This is a genomic window from Bacillus sp. WMMC1349, assembly GCF_013155385.1.
Taxonomy (GTDB): Bacteria; Bacillota; Bacilli; order Bacillales; family Bacillaceae; genus Bacillus.
In genome coordinates, this window is sequence record NZ_JABJUQ010000007.1 from 3,964,633 (window position 1) to 3,986,465 (window position 21,833).

Below are 21,833 nucleotides of genomic sequence, written 5' to 3' on the forward strand. Positions count from 1 at the left end.
TTTCGTTTGAGCAGACGCAGGAGCATCATGTCAGAAGAATTGAAATATGAACTGGCAAAAGATCTTGGGTTTTACGATACAGTTAAAAATGAAGGCTGGGGAGCAATTCGTGCCAGAGATGCCGGGAATATGGTGAAAAGAGCAATCGAATTAGCAGAACAGCACATGGCTCAGGAGTCAAAAAAACAATAAAACAGTGACAAACGGAGGGCCTTAGATGTCCTCCGTTTTTTGATAACTACATTATATCTACTCTGCTAACCGGGATCAGCCTGCATGCTAAACGCGGTGTCCAGCCTCAGGCGCATGCATTTGTACGTCCTGTACTTCAAAATATGTTACAATGTGGATACTTATGTTTAGATGGAGAAGTAGGTGAATGGATTGCGTATTTTAGAGAAGGCGCCGGCTAAGATTAATTTATCGCTGGATGTTCACCATAAGCGTTTGGACGGATATCATGAAGTTGAGATGGTGATGACAACAATCGATCTGGCTGATCGGATTGAGTTGTCAGAGCTGGCAGAGGATAAAGTCGTTGTTTCTTCACATAACCGTTTTGTTCCTGATGACCAGAGAAATCTTGCTTATCAGGCAGCAGCGCTTATGAAAAAGCGATTTGGTATAAAAAAAGGTGTTTCTATATCGATTACGAAATTGATTCCTGTAGCAGCAGGATTGGCGGGAGGAAGCAGTGACGCTGCAGCCGTTTTTAGAGGACTGAATCGCCTTTGGAAAATGAATCTTTCCTTAAAAGAACTAGCCGAGCTTGGTGAAGAGATCGGATCTGATGTTTCATTTTGTGTATATGGCGGAACAGCTCTTGCAACTGGCAGAGGAGAAAAAATTTCTCTAATTGAAGCCCCGCCCCACTGCTGGGTTGTGCTTGCAAAACCGACTCTTGGTATTTCAACAGCAGAAGTATATAAGCAGTTGAAACTTGACCAAGTCGAACACCCTGATGTTAAAGGGATGGTTTCTGCTATTAAAGAGAAAAATTTTAATAAAATGTGCAATAAACTTGGTAATGTTCTTGAATCAGTTACACTGAAACATCACCCTGAAGTTGCAATGATTAAAAATCAGATGAAACGTTTTGGTGCAGATGCGGTTTTAATGAGTGGAAGCGGTCCGACAGTGTTTGGGCTTGTACAATATGAGTCAAAAGTACAAAGAATCTACAATGGGTTAAGAGGTTTTTGTGATCAGGTTTATGCTGTTCGAATGGTCGGTGAACAAAACAAACTTGTATAAAACCGTATGATTAGTTATAGTAAATTTAAAAATATTCGGATTTTGGAGGTAAGTGCATGAAGTTTCGTCGAAGCGGCAGATTGGTGGATTTAACAAACTATTTGTTGACCCATCCGCATGTCTTAGTGCCATTAACCTTCTTTTCAGAACGGTATCAATCTGCTAAATCATCAATCAGCGAGGATTTAACTATTATTAAGCAAACCTTTGAGCAGCAGGGAATAGGTACACTACAGACAGTTCCAGGAGCAGCAGGCGGTGTAAAATACATACCAAAGGTAAAACTTGATGAAGCAGAGGACTTTGTTCGTACACTTAGGCAGTCATTAAATGATTCCGAACGGATTTTGCCAGGCGGCTATTTATATTTAACAGATATTTTGGGGAAGCCATCAATTTTGTCAAAAGCAGGTAAACTGTTTGCGTCCGTTTTTGCTGAAAGAGAGATTGATGTTGTTATGACAGTGGCGACAAAAGGTATTCCCCTTGCTTACGCTGTAGCCAGCTATATGGACGTACCGACAGTGGTCGTTAGAAAAGACAATAAGGTTACGGAAGGGTCAACAGTTAGTATCAACTACGTTTCTGGATCGTCCAACCGTATTCAAACGATGTCACTTGCAAAACGTAATTTAGAAGCGGGTTCAAATGTTTTAATCATTGATGATTTTATGAAGGCAGGCGGAACCATCAACGGGATGATCAATTTATTGGATGAGTTTAATGCTCGTGTAGCAGGTATCGGAGTTCTTGTCGAGGCACAAGGAGTGAAAGAACGGCTTGTAGATGAGTATATGTCACTTCTTACTCTTTCAGAAATTGATATGAAGGAAAAAACTGTTGAAATAGAAAATGGAAATTTTCAGCGTTTCTTTCAAAAAACAGATTGAAGTTGGTCATACCTATTACGGAATGCAGATCACACTTGCACGTCAGCCTAAAAACTCATCATAGAGGGAAACAGACTTGGTGTTTTCAAATTTATAATAAGAGGAGAGTTTGAAATGACAAAGGTTGTACGGACAAAGAATGCGCCTCAAGCAATTGGTCCTTATTCACAAGGGATTATCGTCAATAACATGTTTTATAGTTCAGGACAAATCCCGTTAACACCATCAGGTGAAATGATACAAGGTGATATAAAGGAACAGACACATCAGGTTTTCCGTAACTTAAAGGCCGTTCTAAAGGAGGCTGGAGCTTCGCTTGAAACTGTTGTGAAAACGACTGTGTTTTTAGCTGACATGAGCCAATTTTCAGATGTGAATGAAGTGTATGGACAATATTTTGATCAATATCAACCAGCAAGGTCATGTGTTGAGGTTGCAAGACTGCCAAAAGATGCTATGGTTGAAATTGAAGTGATTGCGCTTGTAAAATAACTGACTAGTTATAAAAAAGGTGATTTTCATGATGAAATCACTTTTTTTATTGGAATTTTTGACAATTGAGTGTTTTTTAATCCCAATATTACAAAAATATTTTTAATTATGCAGGAAAATAAAAAAACCCGTTGAATTAGTAATTTAATGTTTTTATATTGGGAAAAGGTGGTGAACTACTGTGGAAGTTACCGACGTAAGATTACGCCGCGTGAATACCGATGGTCGCATGAGAGCGATTGCATCCATCACGCTGGATCACGAATTTGTCGTTCATGACATTCGTGTAATTGATGGAAACAATGGTCTTTTCGTTGCGATGCCAAGTAAGCGTACACCTGATGGAGAGTTTCGTGATATTGCTCATCCGATTAACTCAAGTACCCGAGGGAAAATTCAGGATGCAGTGCTAAATGAATACCATCGTTTGGGTGATGTTGAGGAAATAGAATATGAAGAAGCTGGTGCTTCTTAAAAAGGGCTTAATCAAATAGCCCTTTTTTTGTGTGATAAAATAACAATTTATGGTTTTAGCTGGTGGGTAATGATGACAATTGAATACAAGGAAATCCTTAATAGGATGATAATTTAAAAAAGTTTTAAAAAACGAGGACACCACAATAACCTTAAAATAATTAGATGATATGAGAATTTCTATTTTGAGCTTGCTTGAAATCAACTCATATTTAGGATATATTTTTTTATGGATAATAGGGATAATGGAGGCCAATAAATGGATAAGCGGTTTGCAGTTGTATTAGCAGCTGGTCAAGGAACAAGAATGAAATCAAAGCTATATAAAGTTCTTCATCCTGTCTGCGGAAAGCCGATGGTTGAGCATGTTGTTGATGAAGTTCTTAAACTATCATTGGCTAAACTTGTCACAATTGTCGGACACGGTGCAGATGATGTTCAAAACCAGCTGGGAAGCAAAAGTGAGTATGCTCTTCAAGCAGAACAATTAGGTACTGCCCATGCTGTTAAGCAGGCAAAATCAATTCTTGCAAATGAAGCTGGTACGACAATTGTCGTTTGCGGTGATACACCATTGTTAACTGCTGAGACAATGGAAGCCATGCTTAAAGAGCATCGAGAACAAAAGGCAAAGGTTACAATTTTAACCGCAATGGCAAAGAATCCAACAGGTTACGGACGAATCATTCGCAATGAGACCGGCATTGTAGAGAAGATTGTCGAACATAAGGATGCAACAGAAGCAGAGCGGCTTGTAAAAGAAATTAATACAGGAACATATTGTTTTGATAATGAAATGCTTTTTGAGGCGATAGAGCAAGTGTCTAATGATAATGTTCAAGGAGAATATTATCTGCCTGATGTAATTGAGATTTTGAAACAACAAGGTGAAACTGTTGCCGCTTATCAAACGGATAACTTTCAAGAAACACTCGGCGTCAATGACAGAGTTGCTCTTTCTCAAGCAGAAACCTACATGAAACAGCGCATTAATAACCGTCACATGTTAAACGGGGTCAGCTTAATTGATCCAAACAACACGTATATTTCAGCGGAAGCTGTTATTGGCAGAGACACTGTTATTTATCCTGGAACTATGATCAAAGGTCGGGTTGAAATCGGTGAGCATTCGGTTATCGGTCAAAACAGTGAGCTGGAAAGTAGTAAAATTGGTAGCAGAACCGTGATTAAACAGTCTGTGATTATGAATAGTGAGATCGGTGATGATGTTATGATTGGTCCGTTTGCTCATATCAGACCTGACTCAAAGATCGGCAATGAAGTAAGGATCGGCAATTTCGTAGAAGTGAAGAAAACGGAATTTGGAAATCGTAGCAAAGCTTCTCATCTCAGTTACATTGGTGATGCGGAAATTGGTGAAGATGTGAATCTCGGATGTGGCTCAATCACCGTGAATTATGATGGCAAACATAAATATTTAACAAAAGTTGAAGACGGTGCTTTTGTCGGCTGCAATTCAAATTTAATTGCACCTATAACAATTGGAAAAGGTGCTTATGTTGCCGCGGGATCTACAGTAACGGACGATGTGCCTGGTGCGGCTTTGTCAATTGCGAGAGCAAAACAAATCAACAAAGAAGACTACGCGAAAAAGCTACACAAAAAATAATCCTAAATCGGAGGTTTAACATGTGTAATCATTATGAAGACGACAATTTAAAGATTTTTTCTTTAAACTCGAACCCGGATCTTGCAAAGGAAATTGCAGAAGTGGTTGGAGTTGAGCTGGGTCAGTGTTCCGTTAAGCGCTTTAGTGATGGTGAGGTTCAGATCAATATCGAAGAAAGTATCCGTGGCTGTGACTGCTATGTCATTCAATCGACTAGTGCTCCGGTTAACGAACACATTATGGAACTTTTAATTATGGTTGATGCATTAAAGCGAGCTTCAGCTAGAACGATCAATATTGTTATGCCTTACTATGGCTATGCTCGACAAGACAGAAAAGCTCGAGCTCGTGAACCGATCACGGCCAAACTGGTGGCTAACTTGCTTGAAACAGCTGGAGCTACCCGCGTGATTGCACTTGATTTGCATGCACCACAAATTCAAGGATTCTTTGATATACCGATTGATCACTTAATGGGTGTTCCGATTTTAGCGAATTATTTTGAAGAGAAGGGTTTTGACGATATTGTGATTGTATCACCTGATCATGGTGGGGTCACACGCGCTCGCAAGATGGCGGATCGATTAAAAGCACCAATTGCCATTATTGATAAACGCCGTCCGAAACCAAATGTAGCTGAAGTAATGAACATCATTGGTCATATAGAAGGCAAAACAGCGATTTTAATCGATGATATTATTGATACAGCAGGAACGATCACACTGGCAGCAAATGCGCTTGTCGAAAGTGGCGCATCTGAAGTTTATGCATGTTGTACACACCCTGTTCTTTCAGGACCGGCAATTGAAAGAATCGAGCATTCTAAAATTAAAGAACTTGTTGTAACAAACAGCATTGAGCTTCCAGAAGAAAAAAAAGTGGATAAATTTAAACAGCTTTCCGTTGCACCGCTAATGGCAGAAGCGATCATTCGCGTTCATGAAAGACAATCTGTCAGCTTATTGTTCGATTAATTTTTCCATTCAGGTTTAAAGATTTGTCGTTATGGGTATGGTTTTAAGAAAACCAATCTAACGATAGGATGGTGCTTTAACATGGCAATTTTAAAAGCGGAAGAAAGAATGGACCATAAACATTCCTCCTTGAGAAAAATCCGGTCATTAGGACATGTACCGGGTATCATATACGGAAAGAACATGGAGAACAAGTCCGTTTCACTCGATAGTATTGAGCTTTTTAAAATATTGCGTGCTGAAGGGAAAAACACGATTATTCATTTAGATGTAAATGGTAATCAACATGCTGTTATGGTTACGGAGTTACAAACAGATCCATTAAAAGATACAATTGTTCATGCTGATTTCAAAGTGGTTGATATGGAAACGGAGATGGAAGCAGCAGTCCCTGTTAATTTGACAGGAGAAGCTGAGGGAGTGAAGCAAGGCGGTGTTATTCAGCAACCGCTTTATGAGTTATCTATCACATCGAAGCCGAATAACATCCCGCAAACGATTGACGTAGACATTTCTCAGCTTCAGGTCAATGATGTTTTAACGGTTGGAGATATTCAACCAGAGGGTGAGTTTACATTCAATCATGAAAGAGATGAAGTCATTGCTTCCATTTTACCTCCACAAAAACAAGTGGAAACTGAAGCTGAGTCAGCTGCTCAAAACGTAAAAGAACCAGAAGAGAGCAATGGAGAGGAAAAAGGTGAATAAAGACTTAAGACGTAACCCTCCCGAGGTTACGTCTTTTGTGCTAGAATGAGGAGAATTACGATTCTTCCCCTCATCTAGAGGCACGGGGTCATTAAGGGAGGAGAAAAATCATGCTTGTGTTTGCAGGTTTAGGAAACCCAGGGAAAACATACGAAAAAACAAGACATAATGTAGGGTTTATGCTTATTGATGAACTTTCGAAGGAATGGAATATAACGCTTAATAAAGCAAAGTTCAATGGACAATATGGGGTTGGAGTTGTTTGCGGGGAAAAGGTTCTACTTGTTAAACCACTTACATATATGAATTTATCGGGTGAATGTTTAAGACCGCTTCTAGATTATTATGAAGTCCCAACTGACAATTTGAAAGTGATCTATGATGATCTGGATCTCCCTGCTGGAAAAATTCGTTTAAGAACAAAGGGTAGCGCAGGGGGGCACAATGGAATTAAATCCATTATTCAGCATATTGGAACATCAGAATTTAACCGCTTCAGAATCGGAATTGGTCGTCCGATAAATGGTATGAAAATAACGGACTATGTTCTAGGTGCTTTTTCTGCTGAAGAAGTGCCCGCCATTGAGAAAGCTATTCAAAAAACGATTGAAGCCTGTTCGTCCTCATTGGAAAAATCTTTTTTAGAAGTGATGAACGAATTTAATGTAAAGGTATAAGATGATTAAGACCGGTTCATACTAGTCATAAAAAGACTGGCTATTGGAGGTTTCCTTATGGCTTTACATTATTACTGCCGTCACTGTGGTGTTAAAGTGGGCAGTCTAGACCATATTTATGCAAATAGTGAACAATTAGGTTTTCACCATTTAACAGCTGAAGAAAGAAATGATATGATTTCTTATAAGGATAATGGGGATTTACATGTGATGACGATATGTGAAGATTGTCAGGAAGCGCTGGAACGAAACCCGGATTTTCATCAATATCAGTCATTTATTCAATAAAAGCTTTGGTGTAGGGACTAGACCAAAGCATTTTTCTATTTGAGGAAGAGAGGAGGGGCACATTTGAAAAATATTCAATTCTATGTTGCGGAAAGCGATGACTTTAAATCCATTGTTAGTGGTCTGAATGAAGGGCTGAAAGAACAATTATTGGCGGGACTTTCTGGATCTGCCCGATCAGTATTCACTTCGGCTTTATCAATGGAAACGAAGCGACCATTATTAATTATTACGCATAACCTTTATCAAGCTCAAAAGATTACAGATGATTTAACAGGACTGATAAAAGATAAGTCTGTTCTTTTATATCCGGTTAACGAATTGATTTCGTCCGAAATCGCGGTTGCAAGCCCTGAACTGCGTTCACAAAGGCTGGACGTTTTAAATCGGCTTGCAAGCGGTGAAACTCCGGTTGTAGTTGCTCCGGCAGCCGCTGTCAGAAGAATGTTACCTCCTAAGGAGTTATGGGAAAACAGTCAGATACCTATTGAAATTGGTCATGAAATTGATCAGCAAAAACTGATTGAAAGCCTCGTTCAATTAGGCTATGAACGAACCGATATGGTTGCCGCTCCAGGTGATTTTAGTATTCGCGGTGGGATTATTGATATTTATTCATTAACTGAAGAGAATCCGGTCAGAATTGAACTATTTGATACTGAAATTGATTCAATCCGCATATTTAATACGGATGATCAACGCTCCTTAGAAACCCGCCAACGAGTGGTAATCGGTCCTGCCAAGGAATTGATTGTCCGCGAAGAAAACCGGAAAAGAGTGCTTGAACAAATTGATCAAGGCCTTGCCAGCAGTCTTAAAAAACTGAAAGAAGATAAACGAAAAGAGATTCTTCAGCAACATATAGCTGAAGACAGAGAGCGGCTTACTGAAGGAAACGTTAGTCAAGAAATGGTGAAGTATCTTTCCTATTTTTACGAAAAACCTGCTAGTTTACTAGACTACTTTCCAAACGATACATTGCTAATTTTAGATGAAATTAGCCGGATACATGAAATGGAAGAACAGCTGCAAAAAGAAGAAGCGGAATGGATGGTAAGTCTTCTTGAAGAAGGTAAAATCCTTCAAGACATATCCATGTCATTTCCGTTTCACGAACTGATGTCAAAACAGTCGCGGCCGATTTTATACTATTCGTTGTTTTTAAGACATGTACAGCATACGAGTCCGCAAAATATCGTAAATGTTTCCAGTAAGCAAATGCAAAGTTTTCACGGTCAAATGAATGTCCTGAAAAGCGAGCTTGAGCGATTTAAAAAATCAAAATATACAACTGTATTTCTTGGAGATCGCAAGGAGCGTGTCGAAAAACTAGCATCTGTTTTGTCAGACTATGAAATAGAGGCAGCCCAGGCTAGCCCAGATGCAGTGCTTGCCCAAGGTCAAACATACATTATGGAGGGTAATCTTCAAACAGGCTTTGAACTCCCATTATTAAAGTTGGCTGTGATTACAGAAGAAGAACTCTTTAAAAAACGGGTCAAAAAGCAACCTAGAAAGCAAAAATTGACAAATGCAGAAAGAATTAAAAGCTACTCCGAACTTCAGGTTGGTGATTATGTTGTACACGTCAACCATGGGATTGGAAAGTATTTAGGGATTGAAACTCTTGAAATAAATGGAATTCATAAAGATTACCTTAATATTCATTACCAAGGTAGTGATAAGCTTTATGTACCTGTTGATCAAATTGACCAAGTTCAAAAGTATGTAGGCTCTGAGGGAAAAGAACCGAAACTGTACAAACTAGGAGGAAGCGAATGGAAGAGGGTCAAGAAAAAGGTTGAATCCTCCGTCCAAGATATCGCTGATGATTTGATCAAGCTATATGCCGAAAGGGAAGCGAGCAAGGGATATGCGTTTTCGCCGGACCATGAAATGCAACGTGAATTTGAAGCGGCTTTTCCATACCAAGAAACAGAAGATCAACTGAGGTCTATACAGGAAATTAAAAAGGATATGGAGAAAGAGCGGCCGATGGACCGATTGCTTTGTGGTGATGTCGGCTACGGCAAGACAGAGGTGGCGATTCGTGCAGCCTTCAAAGCAATTGCAGACGGTAAACAAGTTGCGCTCCTTGTCCCCACAACAATATTGGCACAGCAGCATTATGAAACGATTTTGGAGCGTTTTCAGGACTACCCGGTTACTCTTGGGCTACTAAGTCGTTTTCGTACAAGAAAAGAAGCTACAGAGACGATTAAAGGTTTGAAAAATGGTACGGTTGATATTGTGATTGGAACACATCGGTTACTATCAAAAGATGTCGTCTATAAAGATCTCGGTTTATTAATTATTGATGAAGAACAAAGGTTCGGTGTTACGCACAAGGAAAAGATTAAAAGAATTAAGGCAAATGTAGATGTTCTGACTTTAACAGCAACACCAATTCCGCGAACTCTTCATATGTCCATGCTTGGCGTTCGAGATTTATCAGTTATTGAAACCCCGCCGGAAAACCGTTTTCCGGTTCAGACGTATGTTGTTGAATATAACGGTGCACTCGTGAGGGAGGCAATTGAACGGGAACTTGCCAGAGGCGGCCAGGTCTACTTCCTGTACAACAGAGTGGAAGATATTGAAAGAAAGACTGAAGAAATCTCAATGCTTGTACCTGATGCGAAAGTCGCTTATGCTCATGGCAAAATGACAGAAAATGAACTCGAATCTGTTATGCTCAACTTTTTAGAGGGTGAGTCAGATGTGCTTGTGAGTACGACTATCATTGAAACAGGTGTTGATATTCCGAACGTCAATACATTAATCGTCTATGACGGTGATAAAATGGGACTTTCTCAGCTTTATCAGTTAAGAGGTCGTGTCGGACGTTCAAATCGGGTTGCATATGCATATTTCACTTATCGGAAAGACAAGGTCTTAACAGAAGTGGCAGAAAAAAGACTCCAAGCCATTAAAGAATTTACTGAGCTAGGTTCCGGTTTTAAAATTGCGATGCGCGATTTGACAATTCGCGGAGCGGGAAATCTTCTCGGGGCACAACAGCATGGTTTTATAGATTCTGTCGGTTTTGACTTGTATTCACAGATGCTCAAGGAAGCCATTGAAGCCCGCAAAGGAGATACACAACAAATTGAACGGTTTGAATCAGAAATTGATTTAGAACTTGATGCATATATTCCGCAAACCTATGTAACAGATGGCAAACAAAAAATAGATATGTATAAACGATTTAGATCGATTGTCACACTAGAAGAAAAAAGTGAGCTTCAGGATGAGATGATTGATCGTTTTGGCGAATACCCGAAAGAAGTCGAATATTTATTTGCCATTGCCGAAATGAAAGTGTACGCCATTAAAGAGCGTGTCAAACTTATTAAACAGGACAAAGAAGCCGTTAGACTGACAATTGATGAAAAGGCCAGCTCTGAAATTGACGGGCAGAAATTGTTTGAATTAGGCAGTAAGTATGGCAGACAGATCGGTCTTGGGATGGACGGCAACAAATTAAAAATATCAATTCAAATCAAAAATCGTAAACCAGAAGAATGGCTTGAGACATTGCTGTATATCTTAAAAGGTTTACAAAATGTTAAAAAGCAAACAATTGCATCATCGTAAAATTTTCTTGTTTCTCATGTATATTACATCTGATGTGACGGATACTAAAATCAAATCAATGAGAGCGGAGGGAGAGTGTTAGTTGTAAGGACACTGCTCTATTATTATCCTCCAGATATATCTTCAAAAGAAAGAGAGGCAGCACAGATGAAAGCAACTGGTATCGTACGTCGGATTGATGATTTAGGACGGGTCGTAATCCCTAAAGAAATACGAAGAACATTACGTATTCGAGAGGGAGACCCTTTAGAAATATTTGTTGACCGGGATGGGGAGGTCATTTTAAAAAAGTACTCTCCAATCAGTGAACTTGGTGACTTTGCAAAGGAATATGCAGACGCTCTTTATGATAGCATGGGACATTCTGTTTTGATTTGTGACCGGGATGTGTTTATCGCAGTATCTGGAAGCTCAAAAAAAGATTATATGAACAAATCAATTGGTGATATCGTCGAAAAAGCGATGGAACAGCGTAACTCTGTATTAGAGGAAAACAAGACGATTCAGCTAATAGATGGGATTGAAGAGGAAGTGAATTCCTATACGATTGGCCCAATTGTTGCCAATGGAGATCCAATTGGAGCTGTTGTGATTTTCTCAAAAGATCAAACGATTGGTGAGGTTGAACATAAAGCAGTCGAAACAGCTGCTGGTTTTTTGGCACGACAAATGGAACAATAGGTCTTATACCTTTTTTTGGCAATCCCTTTGTAAAAGGAGATTGCCAAATCTTTTTTATGGACAGCAGAATCAGGCTGTTCTTTTTTTATTGTCGCAGGACCCGTATGGTATAATAAGCACGGTTCATGTGTTGTTTTTGCGCATAGGAAGGAGCTTACGATATGCGTGCTTTGAGTGAACAAAAACGCCAACTTTGGCAAGGTGCTTTTGTGTTATCACTAGCGGGAATTTTTTCAAAGGTATTAAGCGCAGGGTACAGAGTGCCTTTTCAAAATATAGTAGGAGATGTCGGTTTTTACATATATCAGCAAGTATATCCGTTGTTGGGAATATCAGTCGTGTTAGTGACAGTCGGGTTTCCTGTGACAATCTCAAAAATCATGAATGATTATGAAGCTGAAAACCAAGCAAAGATTCTTCGCATCTCGATGATGTTTTTGTCCGCTATTGGTTTAAGTTGTTTTTTGATTCTTTTCGCTGGAGCAAAAGGTATAGCTGGGCTAATGGGTGATCCAGATCTTGAGCAGGTGATTCGCGCTGTTTCGTTCTCTTATTTACCCCTTCCGTTTATATCCTTTTTCAGAGGTTATTTCCAAGGAAGGCAGTCCATGTTGCCAACGGCTTTTTCACAAATGGGAGAGCAGATTGTTCGTGTTACTGTTATTCTCTTGCTAACATGGTGGTTGGTTAAACAAGGTTTTTCTCTATACGATACTGGAGCGGGGGCAGCCTTTGCCTCGTTTGTCGGAGGTCTTGCAGCATTTATCATATTGGCTAAATTTTGGGTGACGAGAGACAGTAGACAACGATCAGGGGTGTCTACTCTGAATACGAAAACAGTCATTAAGCAGTTATCATTATATACGATGACAATTTGTGTCAGCAGTCTCATGCTCATTCTCATTCAGCTTGTAGATGCATTCAATTTATATTCACTACTGCTCGATCATGGTTTGGACAAACTAGAGGCAAAACATATAAAAGGTGTTTATGACAGGGGGCAGCCGCTACTTCAACTTGGAACTGTTTTTGCAGTAAGTGTGGCGACGGCCCTTGTCCCAACGCTCACAAAGGCAAGGAAGCAGCAAGAAACCAAACTTGTGCAAATAAAAGTGCAATATGCAATGAAAACGAGTTTAATGCTTGGAATCGGGGCAGCAGTCGGTCTTATTTGCATTTTGGACCCTGTAAATATGATGCTGTTTAAAAATAGTGAAGGAACGGCAGCGCTGCAAATTTTCAGTTTATCGATCTTTTTTGCGTCATTTGCCATGACAATAACTGCTGTTTTACAAGGATTTGGACATCCATTTTTCCCAGCTGTCTCCGTTTTATTAGGAACAGTCATGAAAACAGTTTTGAATGTGATGTTGATTCCATCGTTCGGAATAGAAGGAGCGGCATTAGCAACAGCATTATCATTTGCTTTCGTTGCTTTGCTAAACTTTTCAAAACTGAAAAGGCAAAGTTTGACTAAGCTTTCTGACTACAAAATAAGCGGGGTATTGATTTCAGCTTTCATGATGTTAATGGTTTTGTTAGCTTGGCTTTATATATTTGACATGGTGGTAGATGCTGAAAGCAGGTGGACAGCAGCATTTGAAAGTCTTACAGCCGTAGTGCTCGGTGGCGCTACTTATTTGTATAGTATCATCAAATTAAAAGTGTATTCAGATGAGGAACTCGAACTTTTGCCGTTTGCAATCCATCTGTTTACATTTAAACGAAAAGGTGGCGAATAGTATGGCTGGTAAAATTACTGTCATCGGTCTTGGTGCAGGTGATATCAATCAATTAACACTAGGTATATATAAACGTCTTACACAGGCTGATGCTGTTTATTGCAGAACACAAGATCATCCTCTAGTGAAGGAACTAACAAAAGAAATTCCTAATATGTATTTTTTCGATGATATTTATGAGAAACATGATCAATTTGAAGCGGTTTACGAAGAGATTGTTGAAAAGCTTTTTCAGAAAGCCATGCATCAAGATATTCTTTATGCAGTGCCCGGGCATCCGAGTGTTGCTGAAAAAACAGTTCAGCTATTGCTTGAACGACATAAAGACCATCAAGTGACCGTGAAAGTGGAAGGAGGTCAAAGCTTTCTAGATGCGACATTTAACGCTCTAAAAATCGATCCCATTGAAGGTTTCCAGTTAGTTGATGCTGTCCGGTTTTTAGAAGACGAAATTGAGCTTCGTCACCATGTGATCATTTGTCAAGTATATGACCAAATGACAGCTTCAGAAGTGAAATTGACATTAATGGAAAAGCTTCCAGATGATTATGAAATTGTCATTGTAACGGCAGCTGGAAGCAGTGAAGAGGAGATCAGGAAAGTACCTCTTTACGAATTGGACAGAAGTGTCGATATCAGCAATTTAACGAGTGTTTATGTACCTCCGGTTAAAGATGAAACCTTGCTTTACCATGAATTTTCGACGTTTCGTCGTGTTATTCAAAAATTGCGTGGACCTGAGGGGTGTCCTTGGGATCAAAAGCAAACCCATCAGTCATTAAAAAAGTACTTAATTGAAGAATGCTATGAAGTGCTAGAAGCGATTGATGAAGAAGAGCCGGACCATATTGTAGAAGAGCTAGGGGATGTCCTGTTGCAAGTCTTACTGCATGCACAAATCGGTGATGATGAAGGATTGTTTACGATTCATGATGTTATTCGCGAAATTACCGCGAAAATGATGAGAAGGCATCCGCATGTTTTTGGCGATGTCATCGTTCATGATGAGACTGACGTTATCGTAAACTGGGAAGAGATTAAAAACTTAGAAAAGCAAACGATTGAAAAATCTCTGCTTGATGATATCCCTAAACCGTTGCCGTCTCTCTCAAAAGCGAACCAATTGCAGAAAAAGGCAGCCAAAGTCGGTTTTGACTGGTCAGATGTAAATGACATTTGGAACAAAGTCAATGAAGAAATGAAAGAATTTTCCTTAGAAATTTCTAATTCTCAAGCCCAAAGCAAAAAAATAAAAGAAGAATTTGGTGATATTTTATTTGCTTTAGTTAATATTGGTCGTTTTTATAAAATTGACCCTGAAGAAGCGCTCACCATGACGAATGCTAAGTTTTACAGACGATTCAACTATATTGAGCAAGCAGCGAACCATTCAGGGAAGAACATAGCGAGCATGACATTAGAGGAAATGGATGAGCTATGGGATGAAGCTAAAAAAATGGAAAGGAGCTAACAGACGATGAGGTTAGATAAGTTTCTGAAAGTTTCAAGATTGATTAAAAGACGAACACTTGCTAAGGAGGTAGCTGATCAGGGGAGAATTTTAATTAATGGTCAAAAGGCGAAAGCGAGTTCTGATGTTAAGGCAGGAGACGAACTGGTCGTGCGTTTCGGACAAAAACTCGTTACTGTTACAGTCAATGAGTTAAAAGATACGACAAAAAAAGACGAAGCAACCAGTATGTATACGATTCTCAAGGAAGAGAAGCTCAACCAAGAATAGGCTTGTTCTAAAAAAATACCCTAACTCATACAATGCAGTATTAATAGTATGAGAATATGGGGGATGAGTCGATGAGTGCATATTTTGATCAACCCAACTCTTCTAGCGGTTCTTCTGCTCCTGAACATGATGTCATGATGAAGGGGCGCAAGTTGTTGGATATTTCCGGCGTCAAACAGGTAGAGAGTTTTGATAATGAGGAATTTTTACTGGAAACAGTGATGGGTATGCTGTCAGTCAGAGGCGAAAACTTACAAATGAAAAATCTGGATTTAGAGAAAGGTGTTGTCTCAATTAAGGGAAGAGTGCTCGATCTCATCTATTTGGATGAGCAGCAGGGGGAGAAAGCTAAAGGTTTTTTTAGCAAGTTGTTTAAATGACACTGACTACACAGTTCTATACCATGCTGACCATGACCGGAATGGGGGCGTGGCTAGGTGCGTCCCTTGATACCTATACACGCTTTGTGGTTCGTTCTAAGACAACGAGATGGATCCTATTTATTCATGACCTTTTGTTTTGGGCGGTACAAGGTCTTCTTTTTTTCTATGTGTTACTTAGTGTGAATGAAGGTGAATTCAGGCTTTATATTTTCTTGGCAGTGTTGTTGGGGGTTGCTGTCTACCAGAGTCTTTTTAAACAAATTTATATCAAGGCTTTAGATTTGATGATTTCTTTTTTTGTATTTATATATCGGATCTTGGCAAAAATGACGAAAATAATGGTATTTCAGCCGATTTTATGGACATTTCACATCATTTTGCTCGTGATCTCGTTTACAATAAAAAATATCTATGGTCTTTTTTGCTTTTTTGGGGTATGTTTATATAAAATTGTTAAAATAGCAACATACCCGCTCTATTCCATTGTATATAGTTGTTTCAAACTTCTCCCTGCAGTCATTCAGCTAAAGGTGAAACATTTTTTTCAAAAAGGAGCAGGATTTTTAACAAAAGTACAGAAACTATTCATCATCTTAATTAATAAATTTTTAAAAAGATGAAGGGAGGCCGTCTGGTGTTGAATAATTCTAGAAAATATAATATTTCTCAAATTGAAAATGAGTATAAAGATCAAATAGAGCGAAAACAGCAGCATTTGAAAAGAAAAAAACGCGGTCTATACAGACGGTTAATGGTATTTGGGGCAGTAGCATTGCTCTTTACCATTGTATTGGGCGGCACAATCTGGTCACAAGCTTCGACTATTGAAAGTCAGGAAGCAAAAAAAGCGGAACTTTTGAAAAAAATTCATAAAGTGGAAGCGAAAAAAACAGACTTGAAGGAAGAGATCACAAAACTTAAAGATAAAGACTATGTCGCAGAGCTTGCCAGAAAGGAGTATTACTTGTCAAAAAAAGGCGAAATTATTTTCAAGTTTAACGAGAAGAGTAAATAGCCTTATTGAACTTCATTTTTTCTTTATGTATAATTAAAGAAATGATTTTTTTTAAGTCTAAGGAGGAGCACTTTTTTTATGTCGATTGAAGTTGGCAGCAAGTTGCAAGGGAAAGTAACAGGTATTACAAATTTTGGAGCGTTTGTTGAGTTGCCCGGAGGATCCACAGGTCTTGTTCATATCAGTGAAGTCGCAGATAATTATGTGAAGGATATCAATGATCATCTAAAAGTTGGAGATCAAGTTGAAGTTAAAGTCATTAATGTTGAAAAAGATGGCAAGATCGGCTTGTCCATCAAAAAGGCTGTAGACCGTCCACAACCAAGACCAAGAAATGATTTCCGCTCTAAAGAAACGTTTGAACAAAAAATGAATAAGTTTTTGAAAGATAGTGAAGATCGCTTATCGTCTCTAAAACGCAACACGGAATCAAAACGTGGAGGGCGCGGAGCAAGAAGAGGTTAACTTGCTGCTTTCTATATAATAAAAAAGAAAGGCATTCGTCTTATCCCAGCGGATGCCTTTTTATTATAGAAAAAATTTTATAAATTTCTATTGACGGACCGGATAAAACTTTGTATTATAGAACTTGTGCGTTAAAAGAAATACATGGCGGTGTAGCTCAGCTGGCTAGAGCGTACGGTTCATACCCGTGAGGTCGGGGGTTCGATCCCCTCCGCCGCTACTTTATTTTATAAGGCCCGTTGGTCAAGCGGTTAAGACACCGCCCTTTCACGGCGGTAACACGGGTTCGAATCCCGTACGGGTCATTCGAAAAACCGATTTCTATTGAAATCGGTTTTTTTGTTGTCTCGCAAAATAACAAGAATGAACTCGACATATCAAGAGAGATTGGAACATACTGCATAAACCGTCGAGAATTTCTTTGAAATTGTTACCTTCTTTTGACAAAATCCTATTTCATCTTTCGTTATAATGGCAAGCAATGAATAAATGAGTGGGAGATGAAAGCATGGAAAAAGCGGAAAGAAGAGTTAATAACCCCTTTATAGGACCTGTCATTCAAAAAATGAATTTATGGTTCAATAAAATAACGATGTCTATTATACAACGGCTGTATTCGCTCTTTTTGTATAAAGGGCTCATCTACATGGTAATCGGTTTTTTATTGGGACGAGCTTTCATTCTGTCAGAAGTTATTCCGTTTGCTTTGCCATTTTTCGGAGTCATGCTTTTTATAAAGAAGGATAAAGCGTTTTTAGCGTGTTTGGCTCTGCTTGCAGGGGCTTTAAGTGTTTCTTTACAGCACTCTCTGTTCGTACTCTTAGCTCTTGTGTCGTTTGCAATATGCTCAAAAATGACCTCACTTATTATAAAAGACGGATTCAGAACATTACCGGTTGTGATCTTTTTATCTATGGCATTGGCAAGGTGTACATTTGTCTATGCACAATTTGGGAAAGTCACAAGTTATTATTATGTAATGGCATTTGTAGAAGCAGGCTTAGCTTTTATTTTAACACTAATATTTTTGCAAAGTTTACCGATTGTAACTTCAAAAAGAGCAAAACAATCATTAAGAATTGAGGAAATTATTTGTTTTATGATTTTAATTGCTTCTGTTCTGACTGGATTAACAGGAGTTTCCTTTCAAGGTTTACAGGCTGAACTCATATTAGCCCGATATACGGTTCTTGTGTTTGCATTTATCGGTGGTGCTAGTATCGGGTGTACAGTTGGAGTTGTCACTGGATTGATTTTAAGTCTTGCAAATATCGGTAATCTCTACCAGATGAGCCTGCTGGCTTTTTCAGGTCTGCTTGGCGGGCTGTTAAAAGAAGGAAAAAAAGTTGGAGCTGCCGTTGGTCTGCTGATTGGATCATTGCTCATTTCTTTATATGGAGAGGGTTCAGCAGAGCTGATACCGACACTTTATGAATCTTTGATCGCAATTGGTCTCTTTTTATTAACACCACAGTCGATCACAAAGAAGGTCGCCAAGTATATTCCTGGAACGATTGAACACTCCCAAGAACAGCAGCAATATGCAAGAAAAATTCGCGATGTTACAGCTCAGAAAGTAGATCAGTTTTCAAACATTTTTTATGCTTTATCCGAAAGTTTTGCCACCTTTTATCATTCTGTTTCCAACAAAGACAGCAAAGAAAAAGAAATCGACTTGTTATTAAGTTCTGTTACCGAATACTCATGTCAATCTTGTTATAAAAAAAACAAATGCTGGGTAGAGAACTTTGATAAAACATATGAGATGATGAAACAGGTTATGCAGGAAACAGAAGAAAAAAATTACTACAAAAACCGCAAGCTAAAGAAAGAGCTTCAACAACATTGTTCAAAATCGAAGCAGGTTGAAGCATTGATTGAAGACGAACTCTCACACTTTAGAGCCAATCAAACATTGAAACAAAAAATTCATGACAGCAGGCGGCTTGTTGCTGAACAACTTCTCGGTGTTTCTCAGGTCATGACCGATTTTTCTCGGGAAATCAAAAGGGAGCGAGAACAGCACTTTGTTCAAGAAGAACAGGTCACAGAGGCACTTCAGCATTTTGGTATTGAAATCCAACAGGTTGAAATCTATAGTCTTGATCAAGGTAATATTGACATAGAAATGAGTATCCCATATTGCAATGGTCATGGTGAATGCGAAAAACTAATTGCCCCAATGCTTTCCGATATTTTAGAAGAACAAATTATAGTAAAGGCTGAGCAGTGTGCTGGCCATCCGAACGGCTATTGTCATGTGGCGTTTGGTTCAGCAAAATCTTATCGGGTGAAAACAGGAGTGGCGCATGCGGCCAAAGGCGGAGGGCTTGTCTCAGGGGACAGCTATAATATGATGGAACTTGGTCTAGGAAAATATGCTGCTGCTATCAGTGATGGAATGGGAAATGGTGCGAGGGCACACCTTGAAAGTAATGAAACGATAAAGCTACTTGAGAAAATTCTTCAGTCAGGAATTGATGAAAAAGTGGCGATTAAAACGATTAATAGTATTCTTTCGTTAAGAACAACAGATGAGATTTACTCCACACTTGATTTAGCCATTCTCGATTTGCAAAATGCAAACTGCAAGTTTTTAAAAATTGGGTCAACACCGAGTTTTATTAAAAGAAGTGAGCAGATCATTAAAGTGCAGGCCAGCAACTTACCAATTGGTATTATAACCGAATTTGATGTTGATGTTGTCAGTGAACAATTAAAGGCAGGGGACATTTTAATCATGATGAGCGATGGGATCTTTGAAGGACCGCGTCATGTGGAAAATTATGATTTATGGATGAAAAGAAAATTAAAGTCACTTAAAACCGAAAACCCGCAAGAAATCGCCGATTTGATTATGGAAGAGGTGATTCGGACAAGATCCGGACGAATAGATGATGACATGACAGTACTTGTCATCAAAATAGATCATAATACACCGAAATGGGCATCGATTCCAACACCGGGTCTTTTTAAAAAGAATCAAGAGATTTCTTAGCATTCGTATAAATCAATTTTCTTCTGGCGAAGATGGAATTGAAAAAAGATATCTTTGTTCAGGAGGAATAAATATGAAAAAGGGCCATTTAAATCAAATTTTACTTATTACGGATGGCTGTTCAAATCGCGGTGAAGATCCTCAGGCTATAGCAGCCTTCGCAAAGGAACAGGGAATAACTGTTAATGTGATTGGGATTATGGAAGAAGGTTCTATGGATCAATCTGCAATGAGTGAAGTTGAAGGGATCGCTCTTGCTGGAGGCGGTATTCATCAGGTTGTTTACGCTTCACAGCTGTCACAAACTGTTCAGATGGTGACGAAAAAAGCGATGACACAAACCCTTCAGGGTGTAGTTAATCAAGAACTTAAACAAATTCTTGGTAAACAGACAGAAATGGATGAGCTACCTCCTGATCAACGTGGGGAAGTGATGGAAGTTGTTGATGAACTTGGAGAAACTGTTCATTTACATGTCTTAGTGCTTGTTGATACGAGCGCAAGCATGAATCCAAAGCTTCCAACTGTAAAAGAAGCATTAATTGATTTGTCCATTAGTCTTCATTCAAGAATAGGTGATAATGAATTTGCGATGTTTATATTTCCCGGGAAAAAACAAGAAGCGGAGATTGTGCAGGATTGGACACCAAAGTTTGAATCTCTTTCCTCTCTATTTTCTAGACTTGCTGCAGGAGGTATTACACCAACAGGACCAGCTATCCGAGCAGCGATTAACTATTTTAATAAAAATCGCTCAAGAAGGAGTATGTTAGAAGATGATGAAAAACGCTTCGACAAGTTTAGCAGCTAGCTTAAAGCCTGGTTCATCAGTTGTTGGAAAGTGGAACAATCACTCATATCAGATTATCAAACAGCTTGGGAAAGGGGCTAATGGTGTTGTTTACTTGGCAAACTCAAAACAAAGCCAGGTGGCATTAAAAGTAAGTGATGACAGTTTATCCATTACCTCAGAAGTGAATGTGCTTAAATCTTTTTCAAGGGCCCAAGCAAGTGCAATGGGTCCTTCTTTTTTTGATGTGGATGATATGCTACTTTCAGGAACTCATCAAAAACTATCATTTTATGTCATGGAATATATTGAAGGACCACTTCTTTTGCAATATATAGAAGAAAAAGGAGATGAATGGATACCGGTTTTAATTAGTCAACTACTGTCAAATTTATCAATTATTCATCAAAAAGGATGGATATTTGGAGATTTAAAGCCTGACAATTTGATTGTGACAGAGTCTCCTGCAAGAATTCGTTGTATTGATGTTGGAGGAACGACAAAAGAAGGTCGCTCGATTAAGGAATATACAGAGTTCTTTGATAGGGGGTACTGGGAATGTGGAACTAGACGAGCAGAACCATCATATGATCTATTTTCAGTTGCTATGATTATGGTGAACTGTGTAACAAAGAAGGAATTTAAGAAGACTGGGAATCCAAGGACCCAGCTTTTATCAGTCATTAACAATCATCCATTTTTAACAACATATCAAACAGTTTTAGCGACTGCTTTTAAGGGAAACTACAAAACGGCTGATGAAATGAAATTCGATTTACTTGAGACAGGTCGTTCAGCTATTAAACAAAGACATGTTCGTCATTCCCAACCCTCTCCATCACGGCTTGCAAAACATAAGCGAAAGACAGTGCCGCTGCAGCGGTCGAAAACACATCAAAAATCAGGCGGAGTATTTGAAACAGTCATCATTGTCGTCAGTGTTCTTGCCCTTTATTTTGCCTATATTGTTTTATTTTTTATTTAACAATTTGTCTTGAGTGGATAGCTCTTCTTTGCAGGGACTGAGTGAAAGT

At 38.9% G+C, this 21,833-nt stretch carries 22 protein-coding genes and 2 tRNA genes; all 24 read left to right on the forward strand.

Features of this window, described 5'->3' with window-relative positions:
- Positions 1-6 precede the first annotated feature (6 nt).
- The 24 genes from HOO54_RS22615 to HOO54_RS22730 all read left to right on the forward strand — a co-directional run bounded on the left by HOO54_RS22615 (position 7) and on the right by HOO54_RS22730 (position 21,784).
- Complete coding sequence (locus HOO54_RS22615) at positions 7-192, forward strand: small, acid-soluble spore protein, alpha/beta type (RefSeq protein WP_172299223.1); 186 nt, start codon at positions 7-9, stop codon at positions 190-192.
- Positions 193-384: 192 nt separating this feature from the next.
- A complete protein-coding gene (gene ispE, locus HOO54_RS22620; RefSeq protein WP_172299780.1) occupies positions 385-1,254 on the forward strand; it encodes a 4-(cytidine 5'-diphospho)-2-C-methyl-D-erythritol kinase in 870 nt (289 codons plus the stop codon).
- Between the two features lie 56 nt (positions 1,255-1,310).
- Entirely contained in the window at positions 1,311-2,144 is an 834-nt protein-coding gene (gene purR, locus HOO54_RS22625; RefSeq protein ID WP_172299225.1) for a pur operon repressor, read from the forward strand.
- Positions 2,145-2,258: 114 nt separating this feature from the next.
- Positions 2,259-2,636, forward strand: a complete 378-nt coding sequence (ridA, locus tag HOO54_RS22630) for a 2-iminobutanoate/2-iminopropanoate deaminase (RefSeq protein WP_172299227.1) — start codon at positions 2,259-2,261, stop codon at positions 2,634-2,636.
- A 181-nt stretch (positions 2,637-2,817) separates the two neighbouring features.
- The gene (gene spoVG / locus HOO54_RS22635; RefSeq protein WP_003178198.1) at positions 2,818-3,111 is read left to right on the forward strand and encodes a septation regulator SpoVG; all 294 of its coding nucleotides are present in this window, start codon (positions 2,818-2,820) and stop codon (positions 3,109-3,111) included.
- Between the two features lie 258 nt (positions 3,112-3,369).
- Positions 3,370-4,740 carry a bifunctional UDP-N-acetylglucosamine diphosphorylase/glucosamine-1-phosphate N-acetyltransferase GlmU gene (glmU, locus tag HOO54_RS22640; protein WP_172299229.1) on the forward strand — a complete coding sequence of 457 codons (1,371 nt, stop codon included), beginning with the start codon at positions 3,370-3,372 and terminating at the stop codon, positions 4,738-4,740.
- Positions 4,741-4,760: 20 nt separating this feature from the next.
- Positions 4,761-5,714: a ribose-phosphate diphosphokinase gene (locus tag HOO54_RS22645; RefSeq protein WP_172299231.1), complete on the forward strand. Its 954-nt coding sequence runs from the start codon at positions 4,761-4,763 to the stop codon at positions 5,712-5,714.
- 81 nt (positions 5,715-5,795) lie between these two features.
- The gene (locus HOO54_RS22650) at positions 5,796-6,422 is read left to right on the forward strand and encodes a 50S ribosomal protein L25/general stress protein Ctc (protein ID WP_172299233.1); all 627 of its coding nucleotides are present in this window, start codon (positions 5,796-5,798) and stop codon (positions 6,420-6,422) included.
- 110 nt (positions 6,423-6,532) lie between these two features.
- On the forward strand, positions 6,533-7,099 hold the full coding sequence (gene pth / locus HOO54_RS22655; RefSeq protein ID WP_172299235.1) for an aminoacyl-tRNA hydrolase: 567 nt from the start codon (positions 6,533-6,535) through the stop codon (positions 7,097-7,099).
- Between the two features lie 57 nt (positions 7,100-7,156).
- Positions 7,157-7,387, forward strand: a complete 231-nt coding sequence (gene fin / locus HOO54_RS22660) for an anti-sigma-F factor Fin (protein WP_172299237.1) — start codon at positions 7,157-7,159, stop codon at positions 7,385-7,387.
- 63 nt (positions 7,388-7,450) lie between these two features.
- A complete protein-coding gene (gene mfd, locus HOO54_RS22665; RefSeq protein ID WP_172299239.1) occupies positions 7,451-10,984 on the forward strand; it encodes a transcription-repair coupling factor in 3,534 nt (1,177 codons plus the stop codon).
- Between the two features lie 147 nt (positions 10,985-11,131).
- Positions 11,132-11,665 carry a stage V sporulation protein T gene (gene spoVT, locus HOO54_RS22670; protein ID WP_172299782.1) on the forward strand — a complete coding sequence of 178 codons (534 nt, stop codon included), beginning with the start codon at positions 11,132-11,134 and terminating at the stop codon, positions 11,663-11,665.
- Between the two features lie 161 nt (positions 11,666-11,826).
- Positions 11,827-13,407, forward strand: a complete 1,581-nt coding sequence (locus HOO54_RS22675; RefSeq protein ID WP_172299241.1) for a putative polysaccharide biosynthesis protein — start codon at positions 11,827-11,829, stop codon at positions 13,405-13,407.
- Position 13,408: 1 nt separating this feature from the next.
- On the forward strand, positions 13,409-14,878 hold the full coding sequence (gene yabN / locus HOO54_RS22680; RefSeq protein WP_172299243.1) for a bifunctional methyltransferase/pyrophosphohydrolase YabN: 1,470 nt from the start codon (positions 13,409-13,411) through the stop codon (positions 14,876-14,878).
- 6 nt (positions 14,879-14,884) lie between these two features.
- Positions 14,885-15,148: an RNA-binding S4 domain-containing protein gene (locus HOO54_RS22685; RefSeq protein ID WP_172299245.1), complete on the forward strand. Its 264-nt coding sequence runs from the start codon at positions 14,885-14,887 to the stop codon at positions 15,146-15,148.
- A 71-nt stretch (positions 15,149-15,219) separates the two neighbouring features.
- Positions 15,220-15,528, forward strand: a complete 309-nt coding sequence (yabP, locus tag HOO54_RS22690) for a sporulation protein YabP (protein ID WP_172299247.1) — start codon at positions 15,220-15,222, stop codon at positions 15,526-15,528.
- The gene (gene yabQ / locus HOO54_RS22695) at positions 15,525-16,151 is read left to right on the forward strand and encodes a spore cortex biosynthesis protein YabQ (protein ID WP_172299249.1); all 627 of its coding nucleotides are present in this window, start codon (positions 15,525-15,527) and stop codon (positions 16,149-16,151) included. Before yabP ends, yabQ begins: the two co-directional genes overlap by 4 nt.
- Before the next feature lie 17 nt (positions 16,152-16,168).
- A complete protein-coding gene (locus HOO54_RS22700; RefSeq protein WP_172299784.1) occupies positions 16,169-16,546 on the forward strand; it encodes an FtsB family cell division protein in 378 nt (125 codons plus the stop codon).
- A gap of 78 nt (positions 16,547-16,624) precedes the next feature.
- Complete coding sequence (locus tag HOO54_RS22705) at positions 16,625-17,011, forward strand: S1 domain-containing RNA-binding protein (protein WP_172299251.1); 387 nt, start codon at positions 16,625-16,627, stop codon at positions 17,009-17,011.
- Between the two features lie 146 nt (positions 17,012-17,157).
- A tRNA-Met gene (locus tag HOO54_RS22710) sits at positions 17,158-17,231 on the forward strand.
- Positions 17,232-17,244: 13 nt separating this feature from the next.
- Positions 17,245-17,316: transfer RNA gene (locus HOO54_RS22715), tRNA-Glu, on the forward strand.
- 203 nt (positions 17,317-17,519) lie between these two features.
- Positions 17,520-20,009: a stage II sporulation protein E gene (spoIIE, locus tag HOO54_RS22720; RefSeq protein ID WP_172299253.1), complete on the forward strand. Its 2,490-nt coding sequence runs from the start codon at positions 17,520-17,522 to the stop codon at positions 20,007-20,009.
- A gap of 37 nt (positions 20,010-20,046) precedes the next feature.
- Positions 20,047-20,820, forward strand: a complete 774-nt coding sequence (locus HOO54_RS22725) for a VWA domain-containing protein (RefSeq protein ID WP_375335847.1) — start codon at positions 20,047-20,049, stop codon at positions 20,818-20,820.
- Positions 20,786-21,784 (forward strand): protein kinase domain-containing protein, encoded by a 999-nt coding sequence (locus HOO54_RS22730; protein ID WP_172299257.1) that lies wholly within the window; start codon positions 20,786-20,788, stop codon positions 21,782-21,784. The genes HOO54_RS22725 and HOO54_RS22730 overlap by 35 nt, the downstream gene beginning before the upstream one ends.
- The last annotated feature ends 49 nt before the right edge of the window (positions 21,785-21,833 follow it).